This window comes from Vibrio sp. 10N.261.51.A4 (assembly GCF_041471945.1).
Taxonomy (GTDB): domain Bacteria; phylum Pseudomonadota; class Gammaproteobacteria; order Enterobacterales; family Vibrionaceae; genus Vibrio; species Vibrio crassostreae_C.
Window position 1 is genome coordinate 1 of record NZ_JBFRPJ010000028.1, and the last position, 22,254, is coordinate 22,254.

Genomic DNA, 22,254 nt, shown 5'->3' on the forward strand with positions numbered 1-22,254 from the left:
ATCACCGTCAACCGTTAGGCCACTAGCAGTAAGGTCATCGCCTTCAACATCAGATGCTTGTGATAACAGTTGCTCTTGGCTTAGACGGATAGAACCATCTTCGTCGATTGAGTACGCTAAATCGCCTGACACAGGTGCATCATCAACGGCAGTTACACTCACATCGATGTTGGCAGAGACCGTATCGGTGCCGTCTGATACATCGAAGCCGAAGTTTACGTCGCCATTGAAGTTTTCATTCGGAGCAAAGGTGTAAGTCCCATTGCCGTTGTCGGTAAGAATACCGTCGCCACCATCGTAGGTCACGCCTTCAACAGTAAGGTTGTCACCTTCAATGTCCGTCGCACCAGAAAGAAGATCAGCGTCGGTGAAGACAAGAGTTCCGTCTTCCTCTATTTCAAACGTTTTATCTTCAGGAACCGGCGCGTCATTAATTGGACGTACCGTTAAATCAATTGCGCTGCTAATCGTTTCTTGGCCGTCACTGATGTCGAAAGTAAGGTCAAGTTCACCATTGAAGTCAGCTGAAGGAACTACTGTGAAAGTACCGTCACCATTGTCTTGAACGGTTGCATCAGCACCAACTTGAACGTTAGAGGCAACCAGTTCGTCCCCATCTACATCACTTGCGTATTCGAGTAATTGTTCTTGAGTGAATGTGATGGAGCCATCTTCATCCATGATGTAAGCCAGATTTTGTTCTGCTTCTGGCGCATCATTTTCACTTTCTACTTGGATTTTAAACGTTTCGCTTACTGTTTCAGAATCAAAGTCATCCTCTACTTCACTGATGGTCTCTTCATCTGAAGCTTGAACATCAACTGCAAACGTCTCTTCTACTGTTTGTGAATCTAGCTCATCACCAACTTGTTGGTCACCCGACTCTGAAGATGTCGCACTCGGCGCTGCTGAAGTACGCGCAGCTTGGCCTTGTTCTTCATTACCTTCAGCGTCTACACCACCTGTCGCAGCCTCTGCGATATCACCACCTACAGCTTGTGCGCCCGCTCCAGCACCGCCACCACTGCCAGCAGCATTGTCCGAGCCAGCTTCCGAAGCCGCACCACCGACTACATTGGATTGAGCTGCATCAGAATCTCCATCGCTTTCTGGCGTCTCTTCTTGAACAGCCGCACCAGAAGCCGACGCATCTTCAGCATTACCTGCGCCACTCGGATTGTCTTCTAAAGCCTGATTAACCTCGTCGGCCGCATCCGTGTTTTCAGCACCCGTCGCTATTGTCGACGCAATCGTATTTTGTTGATTTTGTTGATTCTGCTGTTGGGAGGGCGTACCCGCGTCGTTCGTGTCCGTTTGTTCTACCGCGTCATTGAGATCTTCATTTTGGTTGTTTTGGTTATTTTCGCCTGCCATTACAGCCTCCGTTGCTACTAGCTAACTGATCGTATTTAGAGGCATTAAAGGACACCATTTTGAAAAACCAAGTTTTTATACAACATTTTTCATATTTTTCTTTTTATACATAAAGAATCAAAAAAAATTTGAAAACTACCTTTAAACATCCTTAGTTATTGTGATTAAAGCAATTACGGCGGTGGAATGATGATAGACATGACGAGTTTGCTGCGTTCAATCGACAACAACCACAAAGGGCTTCAATTGCTACTAGGCGATTTTTATAAGGACTTTTCAGACGCAGCGATCAACATAGAGACGCTCCATAAAAGTGACCGTTTTGATGAACTCAACAACTACTCAAAGAGATTAAAGACCATCTTAACTTTACTGTGTGATCAAGACTTGCCACCCAAAATGGCCAAATTGGAACATTTGAGTAAGCACGAATTCCCTGCACCTGAAGATCTTTTAGAGGATGTAAAAACTGAATTGCACAACGTCAATCGACAAATCAATCACTTGTTGGACATTAAGGAAGTAATAGATGACAAGTCATCGAGGTAGTCATGAGCAATAACCAAATAGAACATCACCTCAGAAAAGCACTCGTTTCCAATAACGAGGCTTCTAAGGTCACAGCTGATGACACTATTGTGCTTGCTAGTGCCATGACCAGCGTTCACAAAACGTTGCTCATTATATTCTTGCTCGCTTTGGTCGCTATTGCGGTGGCGTCACAAGCACGTATCGATATTGTTGTTTCTGTACGTGGCGAACTGCTATTGGAATCGGATGTTGAGAAAGTTCAGCATTTAGAAGGCGGGATATTAGAAGAATTGTTAGTCAGAAAAGGGGAAGTCGTTTATGAGGGCCAACCTATCGCTCGAATACGCTCACTTGACCGTAACACTCAACTTGATACCGTCAATACTGAAATTATTCAGATAGAGCTCGATAAGATTCGTTATGAAAGCTTACGCGACATGATAGAGCCTAACTTCGACGCTTTCATTGAGAAATACCCTGAGCAAGTTCAGGTCAACATGAATACCTGGAGACAAGAATTCTCTAAAAACCGTTCAAATGAAGAACTCATTACACACGATATTAAGCACAAGAACTCGTTGATCAGTTCAATGTTAAAGCGTCGCAAAAGTTCAGAGAATCAACTCTCTCTGATACGTAAGCAGCTCAACATCAAAAACACCCTCTATAAAGAAGAGATGGCGTCTTATGTCGACGTTCTTAACATGAAAGTACAAGAGTCGAATATGGTGCGTGAGATTGAGAACCTTGACGAATCTGTGATGAATGAGCGTTTCCAACTCGACAAACTGGAAAAGCAACACCGTGACTTGGTTGAGAATCGAAACTCTGAGTACCAAGCACAAATCATTCAAGCGAACAAAGACCTCAAGCTAAAGCGAATCTTACAACCGCAGCATTCCGACAAGGTTGATCGCCTAGTCGTCTACTCGCCAGTCGATGGTGTGGTCGATAAACTTCACTTCAATTTCCGTTCTGCTGTGATTCCGCCAGGAGAAAGTATCGCCGATATTGCCCCAATAAATAATTCGTTACACGGTGAAGCGAAGATCCCACGTAAAGACATGGGATTTGTCGAAATTGGTCAGGCAGTGAAAGTAAAAATGGATACCTATAACTTTGCAAAATACGGGTTTGTTGAGGGAACCATCGCCTCAATCAGCCGTTCATCATACGAAGAAGAAGACGCTGAATTCTATTTAGCTGAGATTGAAATTGACCGAAACTTTCTTGAACGAGGAGGCACTCAATACAAGTTATCACCTTACATGGAGTTTACCGCTGATGTGAAAACAGGCTCGCGTCGCGTGATCGAATACGCTGCGAAACCGGTGATGTCAGCCATCGAGGATGCTTTCGATGAGAGATAATCAATGAGCGGTAAACCTTCGTACAATATTTCCATACCCGCCCTACGTCTAAGCATACTATTTAGCGTGGTATTGGCTGCGCTCGCTTTCTATTTATACTTTTCTTGGTCAAAAATAGATTCAGTCGCACAAGTGCAAAGCGCCCCACTGCTCATACAAGCCCAGAAGCTTAATCAGACCATAGAACAAGATATTCAAACTCTGCAACAATGTTTAAGTACCAACACTTGCGGCACTAACGAATTCAACCTGGTTAACTTGAAGCTTGAAATTGATGAATTTCGCTCTTTAGCCTCGTTGAACAAAACCGAGTTCAGCTTGGTTGGGGCAACTGAATACACACAACTGGAATTGGCGATTAATCGTTTCTCCGATAGCGCAAAAACACGTAACGACGTATTAGGCTTGTACCTTTCATTGACCAATAACTATCTGCAGATGGACGACAACTATCGCACCATGTTTAACAACCATGCAAATGACTTAATGTCAGAAAAAAACGAGTTCTTTATCTGGTTGTTTATGGTGGTCGTGATATTGGCTGTGATTACGATTCTATCCAACTCAGTTGCTATGTTGAAGCTAAAGAAATCCAGTTCTAACGAACGCGAAATCGACTATGAATTCGATGCCCTGTATCAAGAGCTGAAGCAGCTAGATTTACAACGTCTTGAAGAGCTTCTTAATGAAGTTAGCATCAACCCCAAGCAGCGTCAGATTTACTCTCATCTCAAACTTATTTTCAGTAAATTAGAAGACCAAAAGCGCAATAACGATCTCTACAAACAGTTGTATGCGCTGATCGGTTATGAGATTCGCGGAATTACAAACACCATCAACGGTGGTGTCCAATATCTGGTTCAAGAAACCGATGAAAACGGCGTGTTGATGGCGAACGATATTACCTCTGCGTGTAGCACACTATCTGAGTTAGCAGAAAACTATAATCGCTTGATATCACAGGGGACGGAAAGCAAGTCGAAAGAGTTCTCTTTACTGAGCGTGTTATCTGAATTAATGATTCATATCAGTGCCAAAGTACAACGTAATGAAAGCCAACTTGACTGTTTTATCTCTGACAACTTACCGAATCGTGTTGCAGGCCAATCCACCAGCTTATTCTGGATACTGTTCCTTCAACTTTCTAACGCTATTCAACTCAAATCAAATAAGAAACTGTTTGTAACGATTGAATCGGGTGCGGCTTCAGACATGGAAAATACCCGTGTCACCATCAACCTCAACTTCTTATCAACACTGGATGTTTCTGTTGCCAAGCTCAACAAACTCCATTGGAGCGCACACAAAGACCATACAGCCAGCACAGATGACTTAGCGAAAAGCGTTCTGAAGGATTACGGATATTACGAGAGCCACTGGTTCCAGTCAGGGGCTCAGGAACGTTTTCAGATCGAGCTTGATCTTAAGGCTAAGAACTTCCACACAGAGAAAACTCGCTTTGATGGCAAGCGTTTACTCTTGTGTGCTAATACTCAAGTTCGCATCGATGTGATGAAGAAAATGCTCAGTAACTTGGGGCTTGATATCACCGAGATTCGCACTGCAAATGAGCTTTTCTCAGCGGCGAAAACGTTCGGTGATTACGATGCGATAATGTTGACTGATACCTTTGAACCCAACAAGCTGCCGTCGTTGAGCAAGACGGTGAAATCTCAGCTTAAGAACCACCCAAATACCAAGTTACTGTTGTCAGTGACCAACACTCAGCAAGCACAAGAGTGTCATAGCTTCGTCGACAAAATCATCAACGCTCCTGCTATCCCTTACGAGTTCATTCCAAACCTACTCACCATTATGGAAGCGGAAGCATCGGAAGAACAGATGGAAAACAGCTCATTCCTTATCGTAGAGGATGACCGAGTTCAACAAATTTTACTGAAACGAATCTTGACCAAACAAGAATATGAACCAGACATGGTTGGCGATGGCGCCGATGCCGTGAAGCACTTTATGAACAAGCGTTCTGACATCATCTTCATGGATTGCATCATGCCGGGTATGGGTGGCATCGAAGCCACAAAACGCATTCGCCAATTCGAACAAGAAAACGAGAAAAACCCTTGTACCATCATAGGTGCAACCGCATTGACCAGCAGTAACGAACACCAGGCTTGTATTGAGGCCGGAATGGATTACGTAATCAGCAAACCTTATAAAAGCGACCAAATCATCAAGGTGATCAACAAGTATGTGGCGGTACAAAAACTTAACTAGCAGCATCATAGCTGCGCTTACATTAAGCACGACACCTTCAGCATCGGCGACTACCCTGCTTGAAGCGGTAGAGCTCGGCCTGCAAAACAGCCTGTCTCTTCGCGCTAGTGATAAGGGCGTGGAAGAAAACGAGTACAACATTGGTATCAGCCGCTCAAAATTTCTTCCTTCCCTCAATGGTGCTGCCGATACCACATGGAATGAAAATGAAACCTTGCTATCAAGTGTGCCTGATGAAACTTCAAGCTATAACTCGAACAGCTACAGCCTTTCCCTTTCTCAATCGATCTTCAATCTGGGCGATATTTTCAAATATGGGACGGCAAAGCTCGACTTCAACATTGAAGAGATTAAACACGAGAACAAAATCCAAAGCACTATTTCAGAAATCGGCTCTCAATACTTTGAGTATTTGAAAAACAACGCACAAATTAAAGCGACCAAGGTAGAGCTTAAATCGTCCGAAACGCGTGAACATCAAATGCGACGCAATGTGGAACTCGGCAATACAGCCGCCAGTGAGCTTTACGAAGTGATTGCTCAGAAAGAAGGTGTGTCGAATCGATTGAGAACCTTGCAGAAAGACCGTCGCGTCATTCTCAACGGGCTATCGATTCAGATTCAATACCCTATCACTCCGTCTCAAGATATCTACGAAAGTGTGCCTTTAAAAGAGATAAACGAAACCGAACAACGATCAATCATGGATCAAGCGTTAAAGCTCAACAACGACTTGTTAGTGGCTAAGAAAAACGTCGAGAGAAGCCGCAGAAGCTTAAAAGAGAGCGGTTCGAACTTCTTACCGACAGTATCGCTTTCAGCCAGCTATCGACACGATGACGCCAATAACTTCGACAAAACCGACATTACAGCGACAGGCGAAAGTAACTCAACCAGTGTTGGGTTAAACCTAGCAGTTCCTATCTTGTCTGGTGGCTCTGATTACTACGGCTATCAAAAATCATCGACGGCCATCGAACGTACTGAGCTGCTTTACCAAGATTCGCTTTACACCACACGTAACAGTGTGAATACCTCCGTGCTCAACATTAACGATTTCTCGCAATCTATAAGCAGTTACGAAAACATCATTCGCGCCAACTACGCGTCTTATAAAGGGATCCAAAGAGCCTACCAATTAGGCACGCGTACCATCACCGACTTGCTGGCGGCGGAAAGTAAGCTGTTCAGCGCGTTAAGAGACTATGAAAGCGCACGATACGACTACATCATCGAGACCATCAAGCTTGAGCAAATTAAGGGAATACTCTCAATTCAATCTATCGAAAGCGTGATGCAATTAATGAGTGATATTGAAGGTCGCGACAATCAAGATTTGGTGCCAAAACATCTTCTCTCAACGGAGTCATTGAGAAAAGGAGGTCACAATGCAAACTGAGCAGTTTTCGCAAAAGATCAACATGGCAGATAAGTGTTATCTGACTTTCTCAACGATAATATCGACCCTGTTTGGTTTGGTACTGCCCTTCTCTATTCTGATCATTTTTGACCGAGTGTTACCCAACCAAGCACAAGATACGCTGTTCTTATTGTTCGCGATTATTTTGATTTCCATCTTCCTCGACTACCACTTAAAAAGTCAGGAAGAGAAGATATCTTCCGTTATCATGAGGCAGTTTGAAACCAACCTAACCAACAAGGTATTCCAATCCATCTGTTTGGCGGAAATATCTAAATTCCGTCGTTTGGAACCAGGCGAATACCTAGAACGAATCTCAACCATTCCTGAACTTAAGACCTTCTTTGGTGGAGAATCGGTTCGAGCGCTTATCAACCTTGCTGTTAGCGTGATTACTATACTTATCATCGGTCTCATTAACATATGGGCTGGTATCACCCTTCTAATTGCCTCGGCTGTCTTAGCGATTTTCGCTTGGAGTCTTTCCAAACAGAAAATTGGTAGCTTGCAGAATAAGTCAGACATCGAAGGGTTAACTACCTCCAAAATCATTGAGATCATCTCTAGCCCGCTTGATATTAAAGCGCGAAACATGGAGTACCGCGTTGAAAGCCTGATGACACAAATGGTCGAAGAGCGTGAAGTGGAGAACATCAAATATGAGCAAATCGAGTCGAACTTTGGCTTGATTTTGGCGCTCATCCAACAGCTATCCATTGCTTGCGTTGTTGTGGTCTTGGCGACTGCCGTAATCAATATGGAATCGAGTCAAGGCATCATGGCCGCGATCATCATGCTAACCAACCGTTACTTTGCGCCATATCAACAGGTAATGAGAACCGCGAGCCGCTGGGAGTTAAACAAACTCCATATCCAACGTATCGCTGACCTCCTTGAATTGGCCGCCTCTGTTGAACACCAACATGAAACAACAGAAGTTGAACGTATTTCGGTTAAGTATTCTGAAAAGCAGCGTATCGAGTTCGAACTCGGACAAGCCTATTTGCTGACAGGGAAAAGTGGTTCAGGTAAGACCCACCTCGCTAACTGTATTACGCGTCAGAACAGTGATAGCAAACTCGATATCATGATTAACGACACGCCTTTGGATGACGTCAATTACAACGTTTGGCGTAACAGTGTTCTGATGGTTGATAAGACCAGTTCGTTCGTAGAAGGGACGATTATCGATAACCTGACCTGTTTCCGACCAAGCTTGAATAACACGGCGTTTGCACTGTGTGAAACCATGAACATCAAAGCGCAAATTGATGGGCTTCCTGCCGGGTTTTATACAGAACTCAAAGGCCATATGCGTAACCCATTCTCTCGCCAAGTTGGCTACGCCTTATTATTAGTTCGTGCCCTGCTCGCCAGTAAGCGTGTATTGATATTCGATGACATCGATTGTGTCTTTGATGAGGAATTTGCGAGAGTCGTTCTCACCAGTACGGCTTATCGCGCCAATGACAAAATATTGATCATCGCCAGCAATAAAATGGACAAACTTAATCACCGCCTCAAACGCGTAAAACTTACCGGAGGTGACCAATGAGTATCCTAGTCGACTTCAATAATGTGCCGCAACGTGTCTTGGATTTTGAATCTAGTGGATACGACGAACGTTACAGTCAATCGCCACTTATTCGTGGTTTGGCCTACACCCTGATAGCACTCGAATGGGAAGGCACACCCGCAATACTCAGCGATGCTTTTATTCCAAAACCCAAAGATGGCGACAGCTTTACAGCAACCATAGAGCGCCTTGGATATCGCTGTGATGTTACTAAACTAAAGACACTCGAGAATATCGATAAGCACCCACACCCATGCTTTATTGAAATAGAGAATCTAAGTGCGATTTTCTTAGGCACCAAAGATGGAAAGTTGCTGCTGTTTGATTACACGAACAACAACACCATTGAATACCCAATGTGCAAAAAGCCCTGTTTGCTGATTGCGATTAGCGAATATTCTCGTCTGTTCCGCGAGCCACCTCCGGAATCGCAAGACAGAAGCAATTGGATTAAATACGCTTTCTATCGTTATAACAATGAACTTAAAAGCCTGATCATTCTCAGCTTCGTCATCAGTATTCTCGGTGCATTGCAGCCATTCTTTATTATGAGTGTATATAACTTCGCACTGACTTCGAGCTCCGAAGCCACACTCTATTGGCTAACCTTATTCGCCATTATTGTCGGCTTCTCTGAATACTTTTTTAAGAAAATGCGCGTCAACATTATTGCGACCTCCGGTAAAGACCTCGCCGTGCACATCTCGCAAGCCGTTATATCTAAATTGCTTTGGCTACCCTATGCGATGACATCTACTGCTGGGGTCTCTTCTCAGCTAGCACGTTTGAAAGATATCGATACCTTCCGACGCTTGGTGACTGCCGAATCGACGCTCAGCTATTTTGATATGCCGTTTGTGATCGTATTTATCATCGCCATTGCTCTGATGTCTGGTACAGCGGCATTGGTGGTGATGGGCGGCTTAATACTGATGTTAGTGTTCTGTATTTACTCGCGCTATATCTACTCGCAAGCCACATCCAAAAGTTCGCGTGCCAATGCGATGGTTTCGTATCAATGGAATGAAATTCTTCGTGGTATCAAGACTATCCAAGGCCTGCCTTTACTTCGTGTCGTTCAATCTCGATTCAGCGCATCGCATATGCAAAGCACCAGCGATGCAGAGAACGTTGCCGTAACGAACAGTAAGATTCAGGCCGCTGGCGGTAGTTTGATCCAAGTGATTGGCACAGCAAGTATCGTGACTGCAGTTATTGGCGTGATGGAAGGTACTTCTGATGCGGGTGCCATGCTCGCGACCGTTATTCTGGTTTGGAAAGCGTTAGGCCCAATCATGGGTATCTATAACTCAATTTCCAAGTTCCAGTCGATCAAAGCTTCGTCCGCACAGATCAACAATTTAATGTCGATGAATGACGACAAATTAACCTTAGAGAAAAGCCCGCCTATTCGCCTGTTCCAAGGCAGCATCGTGGGCAGCGGTGTCAGTCACCGATACGCGGGAGCAGCAACCGGCTTAACTAACTTGGGGTTCAAAATCCCACCCAGTGCAAAAGTGGTCATTTGTGGCCCAACGGGCTGCGGCAAAACCACCTTAATTTCAATCATTGCCGGGTTAGAAGACCGCTATCAAGGCGCAGTCTCTGTCGATGGTTACAACATTAAACAGTTCAATAGCTACCGTTATCGCACCTCGATTAACTACATCCCTTTTAATTTGCATATTTTTGAAGGCTCACTCGAGACCAACTTCATTCTACACAACGGGCTGATTCCAACAGACAAGATGCAAGAGATGGTGAGCTTCTTCGAGTTAGATGAGTGGCTTCCGGAAGGCTTAGCTACTCAGTTAAGCGTGGATAAATGCAAAAGTCTCCCGAATGGAATTCAACAAAAATTGCGTCTAGCACTCGGCTTAGGTAACTGTGAGCAATCTCTGATTATTATTGATGAGCCATTCAATGGTGCAGAAAATGAAAATGCGCAGTACTTTAACCGTTTGTTCAGCGATAAGTTGCTGAATAAAACAGTCATTTTTTCGACCAACGACCCTGGTTTGATCGCAACATCAAACATGAGTTTAGTGTTAGAGCCGGATGGAAATTTGAAATATTTTGGCTTAACAGACAAATACTTAAACAGCTTAAGCTAAAACCTCAACGCTTAATCACAATTCGCTATTTAGGGAAATGGATATAATTGACAAATTCATAAGCAAGAGGGATGATTCGCCCCAATACCACAGGTAACAAGGAAGAATATGTACACATTCGTTGCAGACAAGCTTGATGTAGCTTACTTATCCGCAATTCCTGAAAACCACCAACTTCAGGAGTGCGATGTACCTGAAGAAGAGATGGATCTTCGAGAGATCGTTGAGGTTTGGTATGAGTCTGCCTTCCTACCCGCTTTCAATCTTCAGAAAATAGACATTGAGAACCAAGCAGAGCTCACCATCGTACAAATGCACGTATTCAGCAATGATACGAGCACACTCGCCTTCCTACTAAAAAACAGAGTGTATCGCGCCGCACTTAACAGAATGCTCGGTATTTGGACATTAGAACCCTCTGCAAAAACCGTATTAGAGCAACTTCTTTTCGAATTAAGCCTCGATAACAATCGTCCTCATTAGTAAGCTTTTTAAGTGATTCATCAATAAGCATAAAATTAAACAAACTGCCAAACGCTATAAATTACTAATAAAAGAACGCATTTCAAAATAAGCTCAGGAATCACAAGAACTTATACCTCTCCCACACTTACGTAAAATTTACCGTTTCAAAGTTTCCATATCGGCATTTTTATTCTACTGTTTTTATATAACGACAGTTGGATGGATCCTTATATGGCGATTACGGTTTGGAATAACCTTTCAGTCAAACATAAACTCTTTGGCTTAGTTCTACTTCCCATTTCATTATTACTCTTCCTAGCAGGTAGACAGGCTTATATATTAACGACTCAGTTAACCGATTTTGAACGAACCAATCAGTTATCTGTCTATCTTCAAGATATTTCTATTTTGTATAGAAGTACCTTAGCCTCTAGCCCTGAAGAGTTTGCTACTCAAAGCAACCAAGTAAAGGTAGAACTTAAAAACCTGTCTCCCATCATTTTTTTAGACGCATCTGATGAAATGAATCAACTTGTTGCCGATTTCAGCGAAGCGACCTTATCGACGATGCAAGTGACTGACACTTACGATAAATTGGATGCCCTCGAATGGCAAAGCGATTTATACAAGCAACTGTTACTTGAAGTAGAGAAAGTCCCTTTTGAAAACACTAAACGTGAAATTCAACAGCACCTCACTGCCCTTCAACAACTTGAGTGGTTGATGTTTTGGTCGAACGAAGAGTTCAAGCTTGGTAGTTCACTGATTGAGATCTTCCAAATCAGCCAAGAGTACGACCCAGAACTCGCCGAACAGATCAAAACCTTGAGTGAAAGACAGCAATTGTTCTTAGAGCGCTTTGTTTCATTGAACGCCAACGAACATCAAGTTTCTTTGATGGTTGAAGTGTTTCGAAATGATGTGTTTGCTCAAAGCCAAGAGATAAGAAGCGCGCTACTCGACCTAAATACAATCAGCCAACTGACGCCACAAGAAGTGTCTGTCGGCTTAGAAGCGATGAGCGCACGGCTCAACTTATTACAAAGCCTTGGCGGCGTAATCAAGCAAGAGTTTCAACAAGAAGTTGAGCAAGCCATCTATGACGCGCAAATACAACGAACCCTGTTTATTTCAATCGTCGCTTTGCTGGCAGCGATTGTTATGGGTTTAACTCTTAGCTTGGCGAGACAAGTCACTAACAACCTTAATTTGGTGTTAGCTTTCTTAAAAAGCGAAAATGATGACACGCGCCCTTGTCTAGATAAATTGATCCAAGGTAAAGATGAACTCAGTCTGTTTGCTCAACAAGTTGAACGATTGACCATCGAACGAGAACTCGCGAAAGATAGACTGACGGTAGCAAAAGAAGACGCCGAGCGAGCTAAAGAAGACGCTGAAGAAGCAAAAGATCACGCGATACAAGCCAGTAAGGCCAAAAGTAGCTTCTTGGCAAACATGTCACACGAGATTCGTACTCCATTGAATGGGGTTATTGGTATTTCTGAGATCTTGTCTGATACACCGCTGACACCAACACAACGCGATTATGTCGATACCATTGAGACCTCTTCTCAATTGCTATTAAGCCTTATCAACGACATTTTGGACTTCTCTAAGATCGAATCTGGCATGCTGTTGATCAGCCCTCATTCAGCATCAATTCGAGAATCGATTTACGACATAGCCTCTATTGTTGCACCTAAAGCCAAAGAGCAAAAAATATCGGTTAACGTCGATATCAGCCCTGATACACCGGCACGCGTGATGATCGACGATCACCGCTTAAGACAAATCCTAATGAACTTTATGTCGAATGCAGTGAAGTTTACGGCTGAAGGTGGCGTCACATTATCAATTCAAACGCTCAACAAAGCAGATAACAATGCCACCATTCGATTTGCTGTACGAGACACGGGTATTGGTATCGATTCACTGCAACAAAAACAGATATTTGAACCGTTCGCTCAAGAAGACGATTCAACCACACGCCAATTTGGTGGTACTGGTCTTGGTCTAGCCATCAGTACACAGTTGGTAGAGCTGATGGGTGGTCAAATTCAACTCGACTCCGTCAAAGGTGAAGGAAGCTGTTTCTACTTCGACTTGGTATTGCCTGTTGACTTGATACTGCCAAAACCAAGTACAGCAACGGCTGATATTTATGTGCTGGGTAACGAAAACATGCTCTCCGAGCGAATAGAGTCCGACCTTAACCTTTATGGTTTGAAGGTTACCGATAAAACGAATGATATAACGGCAATTACAGAGCAGCTCTCCACTCAAAAACACACTAAACCTATTACTGTTGTTTTCGCCGAAGATGACGCATTCCTAGCTAATACCCACGCAGATAACTTAGAAAAGCTGCACCAAAACGGCATCACTATCTGTTTGATACGTTCCTTCTTAAGTGAGCCAGCGGATCTTGGTGACAGCGTTACTGCACAAGTCGCACAGCCCCTACTCGGCTTGCGTTTAATTAAAGCTATTGAGCTTTGTGATACTCGAGGTTTGGCGGAACTATCAGAAGCAAGCCAGACATCAGTCGAGATCCAACACAAAATCCTCATCGTTGAAGACAACAAGATCAACCAAAAAATTGCTGGTCTTCATGTCGGTAAAAGTGGTTTTGAATTCGAGTTCGCTAATAATGGTCAAGAAGCTGTGGACATGTTCACCGCTAATCCTCATTACGCGGCGATACTCATGGACTGCATGATGCCGGTTATGGATGGCTTTGATGCAACAAGCAACATCCGAAGAATTGAAAAAGAAACGGAAGCGACGCGACGCATCCCTATCATTGCATTGACCGCCAGTGTCATCGATGACGATATTCAGAGGTGTTTCGACGTTGGTATGGATGACTATGTACCAAAACCATTCAAGTTCGAAATGCTTAAAGAGAAAGTACTCACCGCGGTAGAAGCTATGCCACTACCAGCTTCCTATAAAGCTCAACCTAAGAAACAACCTGCAACTGTCACTCCAATTATCAACGGGGCTGCGACCAAACGTACTTTGCCTGAAGAAGCGGAACAAAACGCAATTCCGAGCAAATCAGAGAGAATCTTGCTAGTCGAAGACAACCGCGTCAATCAAAAAGTAGCTTCTATCATGCTGAAGAAGGCCGGATATGCCTTTGAAATTGCAGACAACGGACAAATTGCCGTTGATATGTACCAGAACGACAGTAGCTTCGACATTATTTTGATGGATTGCATGATGCCTGTTATGGACGGTTTCACGGCAACTAAGGAGATTCGAGAACACGAGAAAAACCAAGGCTTAAGCAAAACTCCTATTATCGCGTTAACCGCTAGTGTTATCGATGATGATATTCAAAAGTGCTTTGATTCCGGAATGGATGGATACGTAGCGAAGCCCGTAAGAAAAGAAAAGCTATTCCATCAAATAGAAAGTGCGACTTGTTAGGAGATACCCATGGATTGGATTAGAACAATAAAAACACTTCCCCGCAGAGTCATGTTGCCAGTCGCGGTAGGGCTATTAGGAAGCTTGCTTTTTCTAAGCCCTGCTCACGCCGCTGAAGATTATGCCATATTTTCTTTAGACTCCGGATTTGAAGAGATATCAATAAACAAAGCGCGAAAGCTCTATAGAGGGAAAACTAAGCACCTCAATGGCAAACGTGTTGAACTGTCTGATTGGCCTGAGAACAGTGCCGAAAGAGAGGACTTTTATCAGCTTTTGCTTGGAAAAAATGCCGCTCAAATGAATGCACACTGGGCTGGTTTATCTTTTTCAGGAAAAGCGCGTTATCCAAGAGAAATCAAAACGGCGTCAACCGACAGCTTAGTCGACTGGCTTGATGACAAACCAAACCGTATTGGTTACTCCCCACTCTCTTCGGTTCCTCAAAATGCCAACGTTCTCTACGTTATAAGTTCGGAGAAATAATATGAAAAGAATAATTACGTCAGTGTTATGTGCCTCAATGGCCTCTCCGGCTTTTGCGAATATCGAACTTACCGATAATTTATCCTTGAGTGGCTTTGGCTCAACGTCTTGGGCAACATCGGATAACGATAATCCATTAATCATCAACCGCGGTTTTACTGATGAGAGCTGTTACGACTGTGATACCACATTTGGTGTTCAACTCGATTACTTCTACAACTCATTCAAAGCTTCCGTGCAAGTTGTCAAGCCACCCCAATATGATTGGAGTGAGCCGCAGCTAGAGTGGGCTTACTTAGGTTATGAATTTAATGACTTTGATGTCAGCATTGGTCGATTACGACTGCCACTGTTCCTTGCCTCTGAGTACTACTATGTAGGCCAAGCCTATATGACCGCGAGGCCACCTACAGAGGTGTATAACAGCGTTCTCGGAATCACAGCTTTCAATGGCATAAAAGTGAGCTGGACTCACGATGTCAGTGACGAAGCTACTCTTTTACTTACTCCGTTTATCGGCATAAAAGATAAAAATGACGTAGATTTCAACTCGACTACAAAACTGGAATTTGAAACCAATCGCATGCTCGGCGCAAATCTGCAGCTAAGCGGTGATAGCTACCGTTGGAATTTATCTTTCCTAGATTCAAATTTCGATCAGATTGTTATCACAACAATTCCCGGAGTACCGACCCCATTCAGAACTGAGCAAGATAACCAGCATATACAACTTTGGTCATTAGGAGCAGAATACGAACTGGGTCAATTTGTTTTGACAAGTGAAGGACAGATCAGTGACATCTCGTCCTCGATGTACGCTAGTTTGGCCTACAGACTAGATTTATTCACTCCATACGTCGTTTACGGAGCAGAGTTTGATTCTCACGAACACCTAACAGGAAACAGCTACCTAATTGGTGTGGATTACGATGTGTTACCTAACGTCTCCATCAATGGCGAAGTGCAATATTTTGAGGCTCGTAAAGCAAACGGTGCCTTTGTTGAGAATTTCAACGCACTTACTGGTTTTGATGACAAAGATGCCGTCCTTTATACGATCATGTTGAGTTTCGTCTTCTAACCCAAATCCTTTTCCAATTACGCCAGACGAAACTGGCGAAGAGTTTATGGTAAGTGCAACGAATCCATATGTAAGCAGCACTGGGTATTCGGTACTCAAGCAAGGAGGTAATGCAGTCGATGCAATGGTGGCGATGCAGATGACAATGTCGGTGGTTGAACCGGATATGACTGGGATTGGCGGCGGTACTTTTGCGCTGTTTTACCAAAAAGACAAAGACCAAGATTGATCGCACCAAACCTTATGACCCAACGGGTTTGCTCGTCGAAAAGAAAACCTACGCCGAAATGTTAGTACCAGAGTTCATGCAGCTCGGTTATCCGGTGCATGTCATTCCAGTCGTCAGTGGCTTGAATGCCATTGAAGTCAAAGATGGCAAGATCTATGACGCGACCGACAGACGCCGTGCATCAAGCTCTATGGGTGAATAATAAAACGAAATGGGCAAGTAACAGGCTTGCCCTTATTTTGTCTTTAGTTGCTTGAACCTCGTCTAAGCAGTTCATGGATGCGAAAAAGCCAGTCGAACGTGTCGACTGGCTTTTCATTATAGGCTTCGCTAATTACTCATTAGGATATTATGAGCTTGGCGCTACTCGTTTATCTTTCAACTGATCAATAACATAGTCAGGAGCTACTTTACCTAGCTCACCTAAGCAATCATCGGTCTTTTCATTTCCGTAGCGCACATAGATATCGCATACCGCGTATAGCTGCTCTGGAGAACCAGAGATCAAATATGCTTTCTCGAACGATTTAGTCGACTTGTCGATATCCAACTCTTCTTGTAATACCCCATTTAGGTACCAGTAGTAGCTGTTATCTTTCGCTAGCTTCGCAGCCACTTCAATCTCTTTGGCTGCCGCAGTTTTGTCTTCAAGGCGAACCAGAGTCAACGATTTCGAATAATGCAGAGCGGCGTTGTTTGGCACGCTCTCCAAACCACGATCTAATACTTCGACTGCTTGCTTATCTTTGTTCTGAGCTCGAAAATTATCTGCGTAGCTCAACCAAACTTGCGCTTCTTTTGGATGCGTATTGATCAGCTCTAGATAAACCGTTTCCGCCTTATCCCAGTCATTGTGCCAACGAAGCACATCAGCAAACAGTAATTGGTACTTTTCAGATTCTTGCGTTTCCAAGAAGCTAATAAGCTCTATGACCGGTGGTTCAATTTGTGCTTTCTGCTCGTCATCCAATGCATTGAAGTCACGGACTAGGTTTGACGTTGCCGTATGGCGAACCATGGTATCGCTGTCTTTTAGCAAGGGTGAAACTAACGCCCAGCGATGTTCAAGTTGGTAAGGTTCAGAACCGATAACCGCCGCTTCACGAACTTCAGGGTTTTGATCTTTTAAGCCTCTTGCCACCGCCACCAGCGCATTTTGGCTTGGATATGAAGCAAGCTCTTGCAGTGCACCAGTACGATTTTCAACAGATTGATTCTGATCTTGTGCCATGTAAGACAACTGTTGAATGCGGGTTTGAGTGTCCGTCATTTCAAGCACTTGATTGATATTTTGTGCTGGCGCGTCAACCGTTTGTTGAACGCTATTCGCAGCCATCGCAGACGTTGAAATTAATGCGGACGTTGAAATCAATAAAGCAACAGCCGTCGCTAAACTCTTCTTCATCATAGTATTACCTTAAACTGGAGAACTTAGCCTGTCCTTAGACTCGTATCTGATTAAATTTTTCTTGGACCTGTTGATCCAAAGAACGAGTTAAAACTTGGTCTCGAACGTAGCTTGTTGCGCCTGTTTTGCTCGATGCGCCATCAATACTGAGTCGCTGAATTTACCATGAGCAACCGGATGCCCCATCGCGCGAGCGATGTACGCCATCGACTTATCGACATGAGAAAAGAACTTATGCCAACCAGCACATAAGTAGTTCAAACCCGGTTCACCTACACGAGTTTTGATAAAGCGGTTCTTAGGGCACTCACCATGACAAGCGAACTTGTAATCACACTGCTGACATTGACTGGTCAGTGTGCGGGATTTAGCAAAACCAAACTTTTGCTGTGGTGCGCTGTACGCCAAATCATCAAGTTTCTCGTGATGAATATTGCCAATTTTGTACTCAGGGTAAACATAGTGGTCGCATGAGAAAACATCGCCATTTGGCTCCATTGCCAAACCCTTTCCGCATATCTCGTTCAAGGTACACAATGGGTTCGGACGCCCAATCCACGTTTCTAAACTTGCTTCGAAATATTGAACGAACACTTTTCCGATATCGTGTTTCGCCCACTCATCAAACACAGCAATCAGGAAGTTACCCCACGCCAGATCTGACACACACCATGATTCCATGATTGAATCTTTATGACCCGGGATCAGGCGCTTGTCACCCTGCTTCAATTGCTCGCTCACTTGAGAGGTTTGCGGTGCAACCGTTCTAAAGGTTTTTTGCTCAACGATAGGGATAAACTGCATTTGTGGCGACTTCACCACATCACGTAAGAATCGGTACACTTCTAGTGCATTTTGACTGGTCAGGTTGTTCACGCAGGTTAACGTCGCGAATTTCACTTGGTGCTTGTGCAACAGCTCAACAGCCGCCATCACTTGTTTGAACGTACCACGACCGGCTCGGTTAGTACGGTAGGCGTTATGCAGCATCTCTGGGCCATCAATACTTAAGCCGACCAAGAAGTTATTCTTTGCTAAGAACTGTCCCCAATCGTCATTCAGTAACGTGCCATTGGTTTGTAAGTCGTTTGAAATCAATACACCTTCAGGTTGGTACTTCTTCTGTAGTTCAACCACACGTTCAAAATAGGCCAAACCAAGCATGGTAGGTTCACCACCCTGCCATGAGAAGATAATTTCCGGCGTATTCTGGCCTTCGATGTATTGTCGGATATACGTCTCTAACGTTTCATCATCCATTCTTGGAGAACTGCCTTTCTTGTACTCCAACAAATCTTGCTTACTTAGGTAGTAACAATATTTACAGTCAATGTTGCATGCTGCGCCAATCGGCTTAGCCATGACATGCAAGCGCTTAGACGCTTTACCGTTATATTGTGGACCTTGAGTAATATGCATGATTTACCTACCTATTTTAGTATTCTGGACCCATCATAATTCCTATTCGATCAGGTGACATGTTATACCCTTTATAACCAATAGGAATGACCTTAAACGTTAGAATTAGACCCTATTTCGAACATCTGAGGCACGTGATGAAATTTCTTAATTACAAACAGTTAGCAACAATTAGCAGCGTCACCATGACTATCCTTCTGAGTGGCTGTGCAAGCGTGCCTACACACCCCATCGCCCAACAAATTGACCAAGAGATGGTGTTGGTTGAAGGCGGCACATTCACCATGGGGTCGAACGGTCCAGAAGCGACCAAAGCAGAGCGTCCTGCACGTAATGTAACTGTAGATAGTTTCTATATTGCGAAGTTTGAGGTGACTCAAGAATTGTTCGAATCGGTGATGGGTTCATCTCTCAGTTATTTCCAAAACCCACAAGTTCCGGTCAATAACCTTAGTTGGCAGCAAGCAAACTATTTTGTTGAGCAGTTGAATGAATTAACGGGTGAAGAATACCGTCTGCCTACTGAAGCTGAATGGGAATTTGCAGCCAAAGGTGGCAATAAAAGTAAAGGCTATACTTACAGTGGTTCCAATAACTTAGATGATGTTGCGTGGTACTCAGCAAATTCTAAAAATAGCGCACATCCAGTCGGGCTAAAGAAACCAAATGAACTAGGCTTATATGACATGACAGGAAACGTGGGCGAGTTTGTTATCGATGCCTTCGATGACACCTTCTACCGATTCGGTCCAACAGACAACCCTAACAACGCAAAACACAGCGACGTCGGTTTATCACACAAATCGGTTCGCGGTGGCAGCTTTGCTTATGACGAAAATGAATCTGAAAGTTACCGTCGTGACTTCGCAAGCCAATCGATCACTATGTCAGATATGGGGCTGCGTTTAGTTAAGGATGTGAACTAGCTAACGAAGCGAACTAACTAAAGATGCCGAAGGTTATGGTTCACTAATCGTCACCAACAATACTAAAAATACGATTCGCACTGCACACACGTTACAAATCTGGCCAAACGTTGGAAACCTGACCAAACATTAGAACTCAGCGGCAACAGTGAATAAGGAAACTCTATGCAATACACCAAGCTTTCAGGACTAACCCTCGCGTTACTCTGCGCTCTCCCAGCTTCAGCTGAGGAAAAGCCAAATCTAGTCCTTCAAATCACTGTAGATGGCCTGCGCGCAGATCTAATCGAACGATATAAGCACAACTTCGGTGAAGGCGGTTTCCGGTACTTAATGGATGATGGTACCTACTACACCAACGCAAACTACCAACATGGCAACACGGAAACGATCGTGGGCCATGTGTCGCTTGCAACAGGTGCTCCACCGAGCGTACACGGCATGGTAGGTAACGTTTGGTATGACCGTAGCGAAGAACGTTTGGTGTATAACGTAGAAGACGGTAACTACCAAATGCTGACCTCTGGTGCAGGTGTCGATAAAGCAACAGAGATCGACCCAACGCAGAAGACAGCACAAGGCGATGGCCGCTCTCCAGAGCCAATACTCTCCACCACGTTTGGTGACGAACTGACGATTTCCAATAGTGGCAAATCAAAAGTATTCGGTGTATCAGTGAAAGACCGCGGCGCAATCTCATTGGCAGGACACAGTGGTAAAGCCTTCTGGTTCTCCAAAGCACAATCGGAGTTTGTCACCAGTAACTATTACTATGACGAGTATCCAGATTGGGTATCACGCTGGAACGAGAAAGCGATTGCTGCTCAGTATTCCAAACAGAAATGGGAGCTCTCATTACCGCGTGATAAATACACGTTGCAAGAACACGATACCGAACACAAAGTGAAACTCGGTGACTTCCAACGCACCTTCCCTCATCCTTATGGCCCGGCAAGTTACAAGTACTACAGCACAACGCTAACCGTCAGCCCTGCTGGTGACGAAATCACGGAAAACTTCGCTAGCACCTTGTTGATGCAAGAGAAGCTTGGCCAAGGCGACGTGACCGATTATCTGTCAGTGAGTTTCTCATCAAATGACTACGTGGTGCACCTTTACGGCCCTGAAAGCCTAGAAACAGAAGACAACCTTATCCGACTTGATAAGACTCTCGCTAAGCTTTTCAAAACCGTGGATAACCAAGTCGGGCTAGAAAACACATTGATTGTGCTGTCTGCCGACCACGGTGTACCTGAATCTTCACCTGCGGCAAATGCGCTTGGTTTCAATCAAGCTCAATACTTCAATAAAGACACACTACTCTCGAGTGGTGTTGAGAAACGATTGAAGGATGAATTTGGTTTAACCAAAGACGCGATTCGCTTGTACGCACAACCTTACATCTATCTGAATCATGATCTGATCGCTGAGAAGAAGCTTGATCTGGCTAAGGTCCAAGAAGCTATTGCGGATGAAATTGCAAAAGTGAAAGGTGTTGCGTTTGCTGTATCAAGTAGTGACATTGCGGCTAACCGAGTACCGGATACGCATGTGATGCAGCTAATTAAAAACAACTACCACCCTGCTCGTTCTGGCGACGTGTACGTAGTATTTGCACCGCGCAGCTACATTAACGACATGGAAGGCCTCCAAATTGCCTCTACACATGGTTCTCCGTGGAAATACGACACTCATGTGCCTGTGATCTTTGCAGGCTACGACGTTGAAGCTAAGAAGGTATCGCGGCCAGTGACGCCATATGACATTGCGCCAACGCTTTCGAACAAACTGGGTATCACCCAACCAAGCGGGTCAATCGGAGAAGTGCTGCAAGAGATCACTGAGTAGACTCAATCTCTAAGGTTTCGTGAGCTAGATTTCGAATCCAGCACCCACTCAATAAAAGAGCCGTTTATCTGTTTCTGACTCACTAGGTCGAAACAAATAAGGTTCATCGCGCATTAGCGGGAACTAAAAACAAAAACGGTAGTAAGTGACATGGTTTAGTCGCCAAACAAAAATCATACACAAACTACCGTTTTCATGCCGAATCATACTTTCCTATCTTCATTCTGGGAAGGCTTTCAAATAGTAAAGTCTCACCAGACAGCATCGCTTATTACCCTGACTCTTAAACCTAACTCTGAGGCTAAGTGCCTTTGTGGTCTTGAAGCCGAAGCTATCC

At 44.1% G+C, this 22,254-nt stretch carries 16 protein-coding genes and 1 pseudogene; 14 read left to right on the forward strand and 3 right to left on the reverse strand.

Features of this window, described 5'->3' with window-relative positions:
• Positions 1–1,374, reverse strand: a 1,374-nt coding sequence (locus AB4384_RS07375) for a cadherin-like domain-containing protein (RefSeq protein ID WP_372129217.1), incomplete at its 3' end; no start/stop codon positions are given.
• Between the two features lie 186 nt (positions 1,375–1,560).
• On the opposite strand from AB4384_RS07375, the gene AB4384_RS07380 reads away from it, so the two are divergent.
• The 12 genes and pseudogenes from AB4384_RS07380 to AB4384_RS07435 all read left to right on the forward strand — a co-directional run.
• Positions 1,561–1,923, forward strand: a complete 363-nt coding sequence (locus AB4384_RS07380; RefSeq protein ID WP_016793662.1) for a hypothetical protein — start codon at positions 1,561–1,563, stop codon at positions 1,921–1,923.
• Positions 1,924–1,925: 2 nt separating this feature from the next.
• Positions 1,926–3,275: an HlyD family type I secretion periplasmic adaptor subunit gene (locus AB4384_RS07385; RefSeq protein WP_017060459.1), complete on the forward strand. Its 1,350-nt coding sequence runs from the start codon at positions 1,926–1,928 to the stop codon at positions 3,273–3,275.
• Between the two features lie 3 nt (positions 3,276–3,278).
• Positions 3,279–5,510, forward strand: coding sequence for a response regulator (locus AB4384_RS07390; protein ID WP_029235405.1), 2,232 nt, complete (start codon positions 3,279–3,281; stop codon positions 5,508–5,510).
• Positions 5,485–6,909, forward strand: coding sequence for a TolC family protein (locus tag AB4384_RS07395; RefSeq protein ID WP_017069471.1), 1,425 nt, complete (start codon positions 5,485–5,487; stop codon positions 6,907–6,909). The genes AB4384_RS07390 and AB4384_RS07395 overlap by 26 nt, the downstream gene beginning before the upstream one ends.
• Complete coding sequence (locus AB4384_RS07400) at positions 6,899–8,485, forward strand: ABC transporter transmembrane domain-containing protein (protein WP_052879653.1); 1,587 nt, start codon at positions 6,899–6,901, stop codon at positions 8,483–8,485. The genes AB4384_RS07395 and AB4384_RS07400 overlap by 11 nt, the downstream gene beginning before the upstream one ends.
• Positions 8,482–10,620, forward strand: a complete 2,139-nt coding sequence (locus AB4384_RS07405) for an ATP-binding cassette domain-containing protein (RefSeq protein WP_136979487.1) — start codon at positions 8,482–8,484, stop codon at positions 10,618–10,620. The genes AB4384_RS07400 and AB4384_RS07405 overlap by 4 nt, the downstream gene beginning before the upstream one ends.
• Positions 10,621–10,728: 108 nt before the next feature.
• Entirely contained in the window at positions 10,729–11,103 is a 375-nt protein-coding gene (locus AB4384_RS07410) for a hypothetical protein (RefSeq protein WP_372129218.1), read from the forward strand.
• Positions 11,104–11,316: 213 nt separating this feature from the next.
• The gene (locus AB4384_RS07415) at positions 11,317–14,520 is read left to right on the forward strand and encodes a response regulator (RefSeq protein ID WP_372129219.1); all 3,204 of its coding nucleotides are present in this window, start codon (positions 11,317–11,319) and stop codon (positions 14,518–14,520) included.
• Between the two features lie 9 nt (positions 14,521–14,529).
• Positions 14,530–15,006 (forward strand): hypothetical protein, encoded by a 477-nt coding sequence (locus AB4384_RS07420; protein ID WP_017060466.1) that lies wholly within the window; start codon positions 14,530–14,532, stop codon positions 15,004–15,006.
• A 1-nt stretch (position 15,007) separates the two neighbouring features.
• The gene (locus AB4384_RS07425) at positions 15,008–16,087 is read left to right on the forward strand and encodes a sulfate ABC transporter permease (protein ID WP_108111932.1); all 1,080 of its coding nucleotides are present in this window, start codon (positions 15,008–15,010) and stop codon (positions 16,085–16,087) included.
• Between the two features lie 145 nt (positions 16,088–16,232).
• Complete coding sequence (locus AB4384_RS07430) at positions 16,233–16,316, forward strand: hypothetical protein (RefSeq protein ID WP_371726260.1); 84 nt, start codon at positions 16,233–16,235, stop codon at positions 16,314–16,316.
• Positions 16,306–16,518: pseudogene (locus AB4384_RS07435) on the forward strand (gamma-glutamyltransferase); the annotation flags it as partial. The gene AB4384_RS07430 and the pseudogene AB4384_RS07435, both read left to right, overlap by 11 nt.
• A 147-nt stretch (positions 16,519–16,665) precedes the next feature.
• On the opposite strand, the gene AB4384_RS07440 reads toward AB4384_RS07435, so the two are convergent.
• Positions 16,666–17,724 carry a HEAT repeat domain-containing protein gene (locus tag AB4384_RS07440; RefSeq protein ID WP_017060468.1) on the reverse strand — a complete coding sequence of 353 codons (1,059 nt, stop codon included), beginning with the start codon at positions 17,722–17,724 and terminating at the stop codon, positions 16,666–16,668.
• Between the two features lie 87 nt (positions 17,725–17,811).
• Positions 17,812–19,143, reverse strand: coding sequence for an anaerobic sulfatase maturase (locus AB4384_RS07445; protein ID WP_372129221.1), 1,332 nt, complete (start codon positions 19,141–19,143; stop codon positions 17,812–17,814).
• A gap of 137 nt (positions 19,144–19,280) precedes the next feature.
• On the opposite strand from AB4384_RS07445, the gene AB4384_RS07450 reads away from it, so the two are divergent.
• A complete protein-coding gene (locus AB4384_RS07450) occupies positions 19,281–20,069 on the forward strand; it encodes an SUMF1/EgtB/PvdO family nonheme iron enzyme (protein WP_017060470.1) in 789 nt (262 codons plus the stop codon).
• Positions 20,070–20,234: 165 nt separating this feature from the next.
• Positions 20,235–21,917: an alkaline phosphatase family protein gene (locus AB4384_RS07455; protein ID WP_017069461.1), complete on the forward strand. Its 1,683-nt coding sequence runs from the start codon at positions 20,235–20,237 to the stop codon at positions 21,915–21,917.
• Positions 21,918–22,254 lie beyond the last annotated feature (337 nt).

Coding starts and splice junctions, on each gene's coding strand:
- AB4384_RS07385 (WP_017060459.1), top strand. CDS start 1,926: ATGAGCAATAACCAAATAGAACATCACCTCAGAAAAGCACTCGTTTCC.
- AB4384_RS07430 (WP_371726260.1), top strand. CDS start 16,233: ATGTCGGTGGTTGAACCGGATATGACTGGGATTGGCGGCGGTACTTTT.
- AB4384_RS07450 (WP_017060470.1), top strand. CDS start 19,281: ATGAAATTTCTTAATTACAAACAGTTAGCAACAATTAGCAGCGTCACC.
- AB4384_RS07390 (WP_029235405.1), top strand. CDS start 3,279: ATGAGCGGTAAACCTTCGTACAATATTTCCATACCCGCCCTACGTCTA.
- AB4384_RS07455 (WP_017069461.1), top strand. CDS start 20,235: ATGCAATACACCAAGCTTTCAGGACTAACCCTCGCGTTACTCTGCGCT.
- AB4384_RS07400 (WP_052879653.1), top strand. CDS start 6,899: ATGCAAACTGAGCAGTTTTCGCAAAAGATCAACATGGCAGATAAGTGT.
- AB4384_RS07420 (WP_017060466.1), top strand. CDS start 14,530: ATGGATTGGATTAGAACAATAAAAACACTTCCCCGCAGAGTCATGTTG.
- AB4384_RS07415 (WP_372129219.1), top strand. CDS start 11,317: ATGGCGATTACGGTTTGGAATAACCTTTCAGTCAAACATAAACTCTTT.
- AB4384_RS07410 (WP_372129218.1), top strand. CDS start 10,729: ATGTACACATTCGTTGCAGACAAGCTTGATGTAGCTTACTTATCCGCA.
- AB4384_RS07395 (WP_017069471.1), top strand. CDS start 5,485: ATGTGGCGGTACAAAAACTTAACTAGCAGCATCATAGCTGCGCTTACA.
- AB4384_RS07440 (WP_017060468.1), bottom strand. CDS start 17,724: ATGATGAAGAAGAGTTTAGCGACGGCTGTTGCTTTATTGATTTCAACG.
- AB4384_RS07380 (WP_016793662.1), top strand. CDS start 1,561: ATGATGATAGACATGACGAGTTTGCTGCGTTCAATCGACAACAACCAC.
- AB4384_RS07405 (WP_136979487.1), top strand. CDS start 8,482: ATGAGTATCCTAGTCGACTTCAATAATGTGCCGCAACGTGTCTTGGAT.
- AB4384_RS07425 (WP_108111932.1), top strand. CDS start 15,008: ATGAAAAGAATAATTACGTCAGTGTTATGTGCCTCAATGGCCTCTCCG.
- AB4384_RS07445 (WP_372129221.1), bottom strand. CDS start 19,143: ATGCATATTACTCAAGGTCCACAATATAACGGTAAAGCGTCTAAGCGC.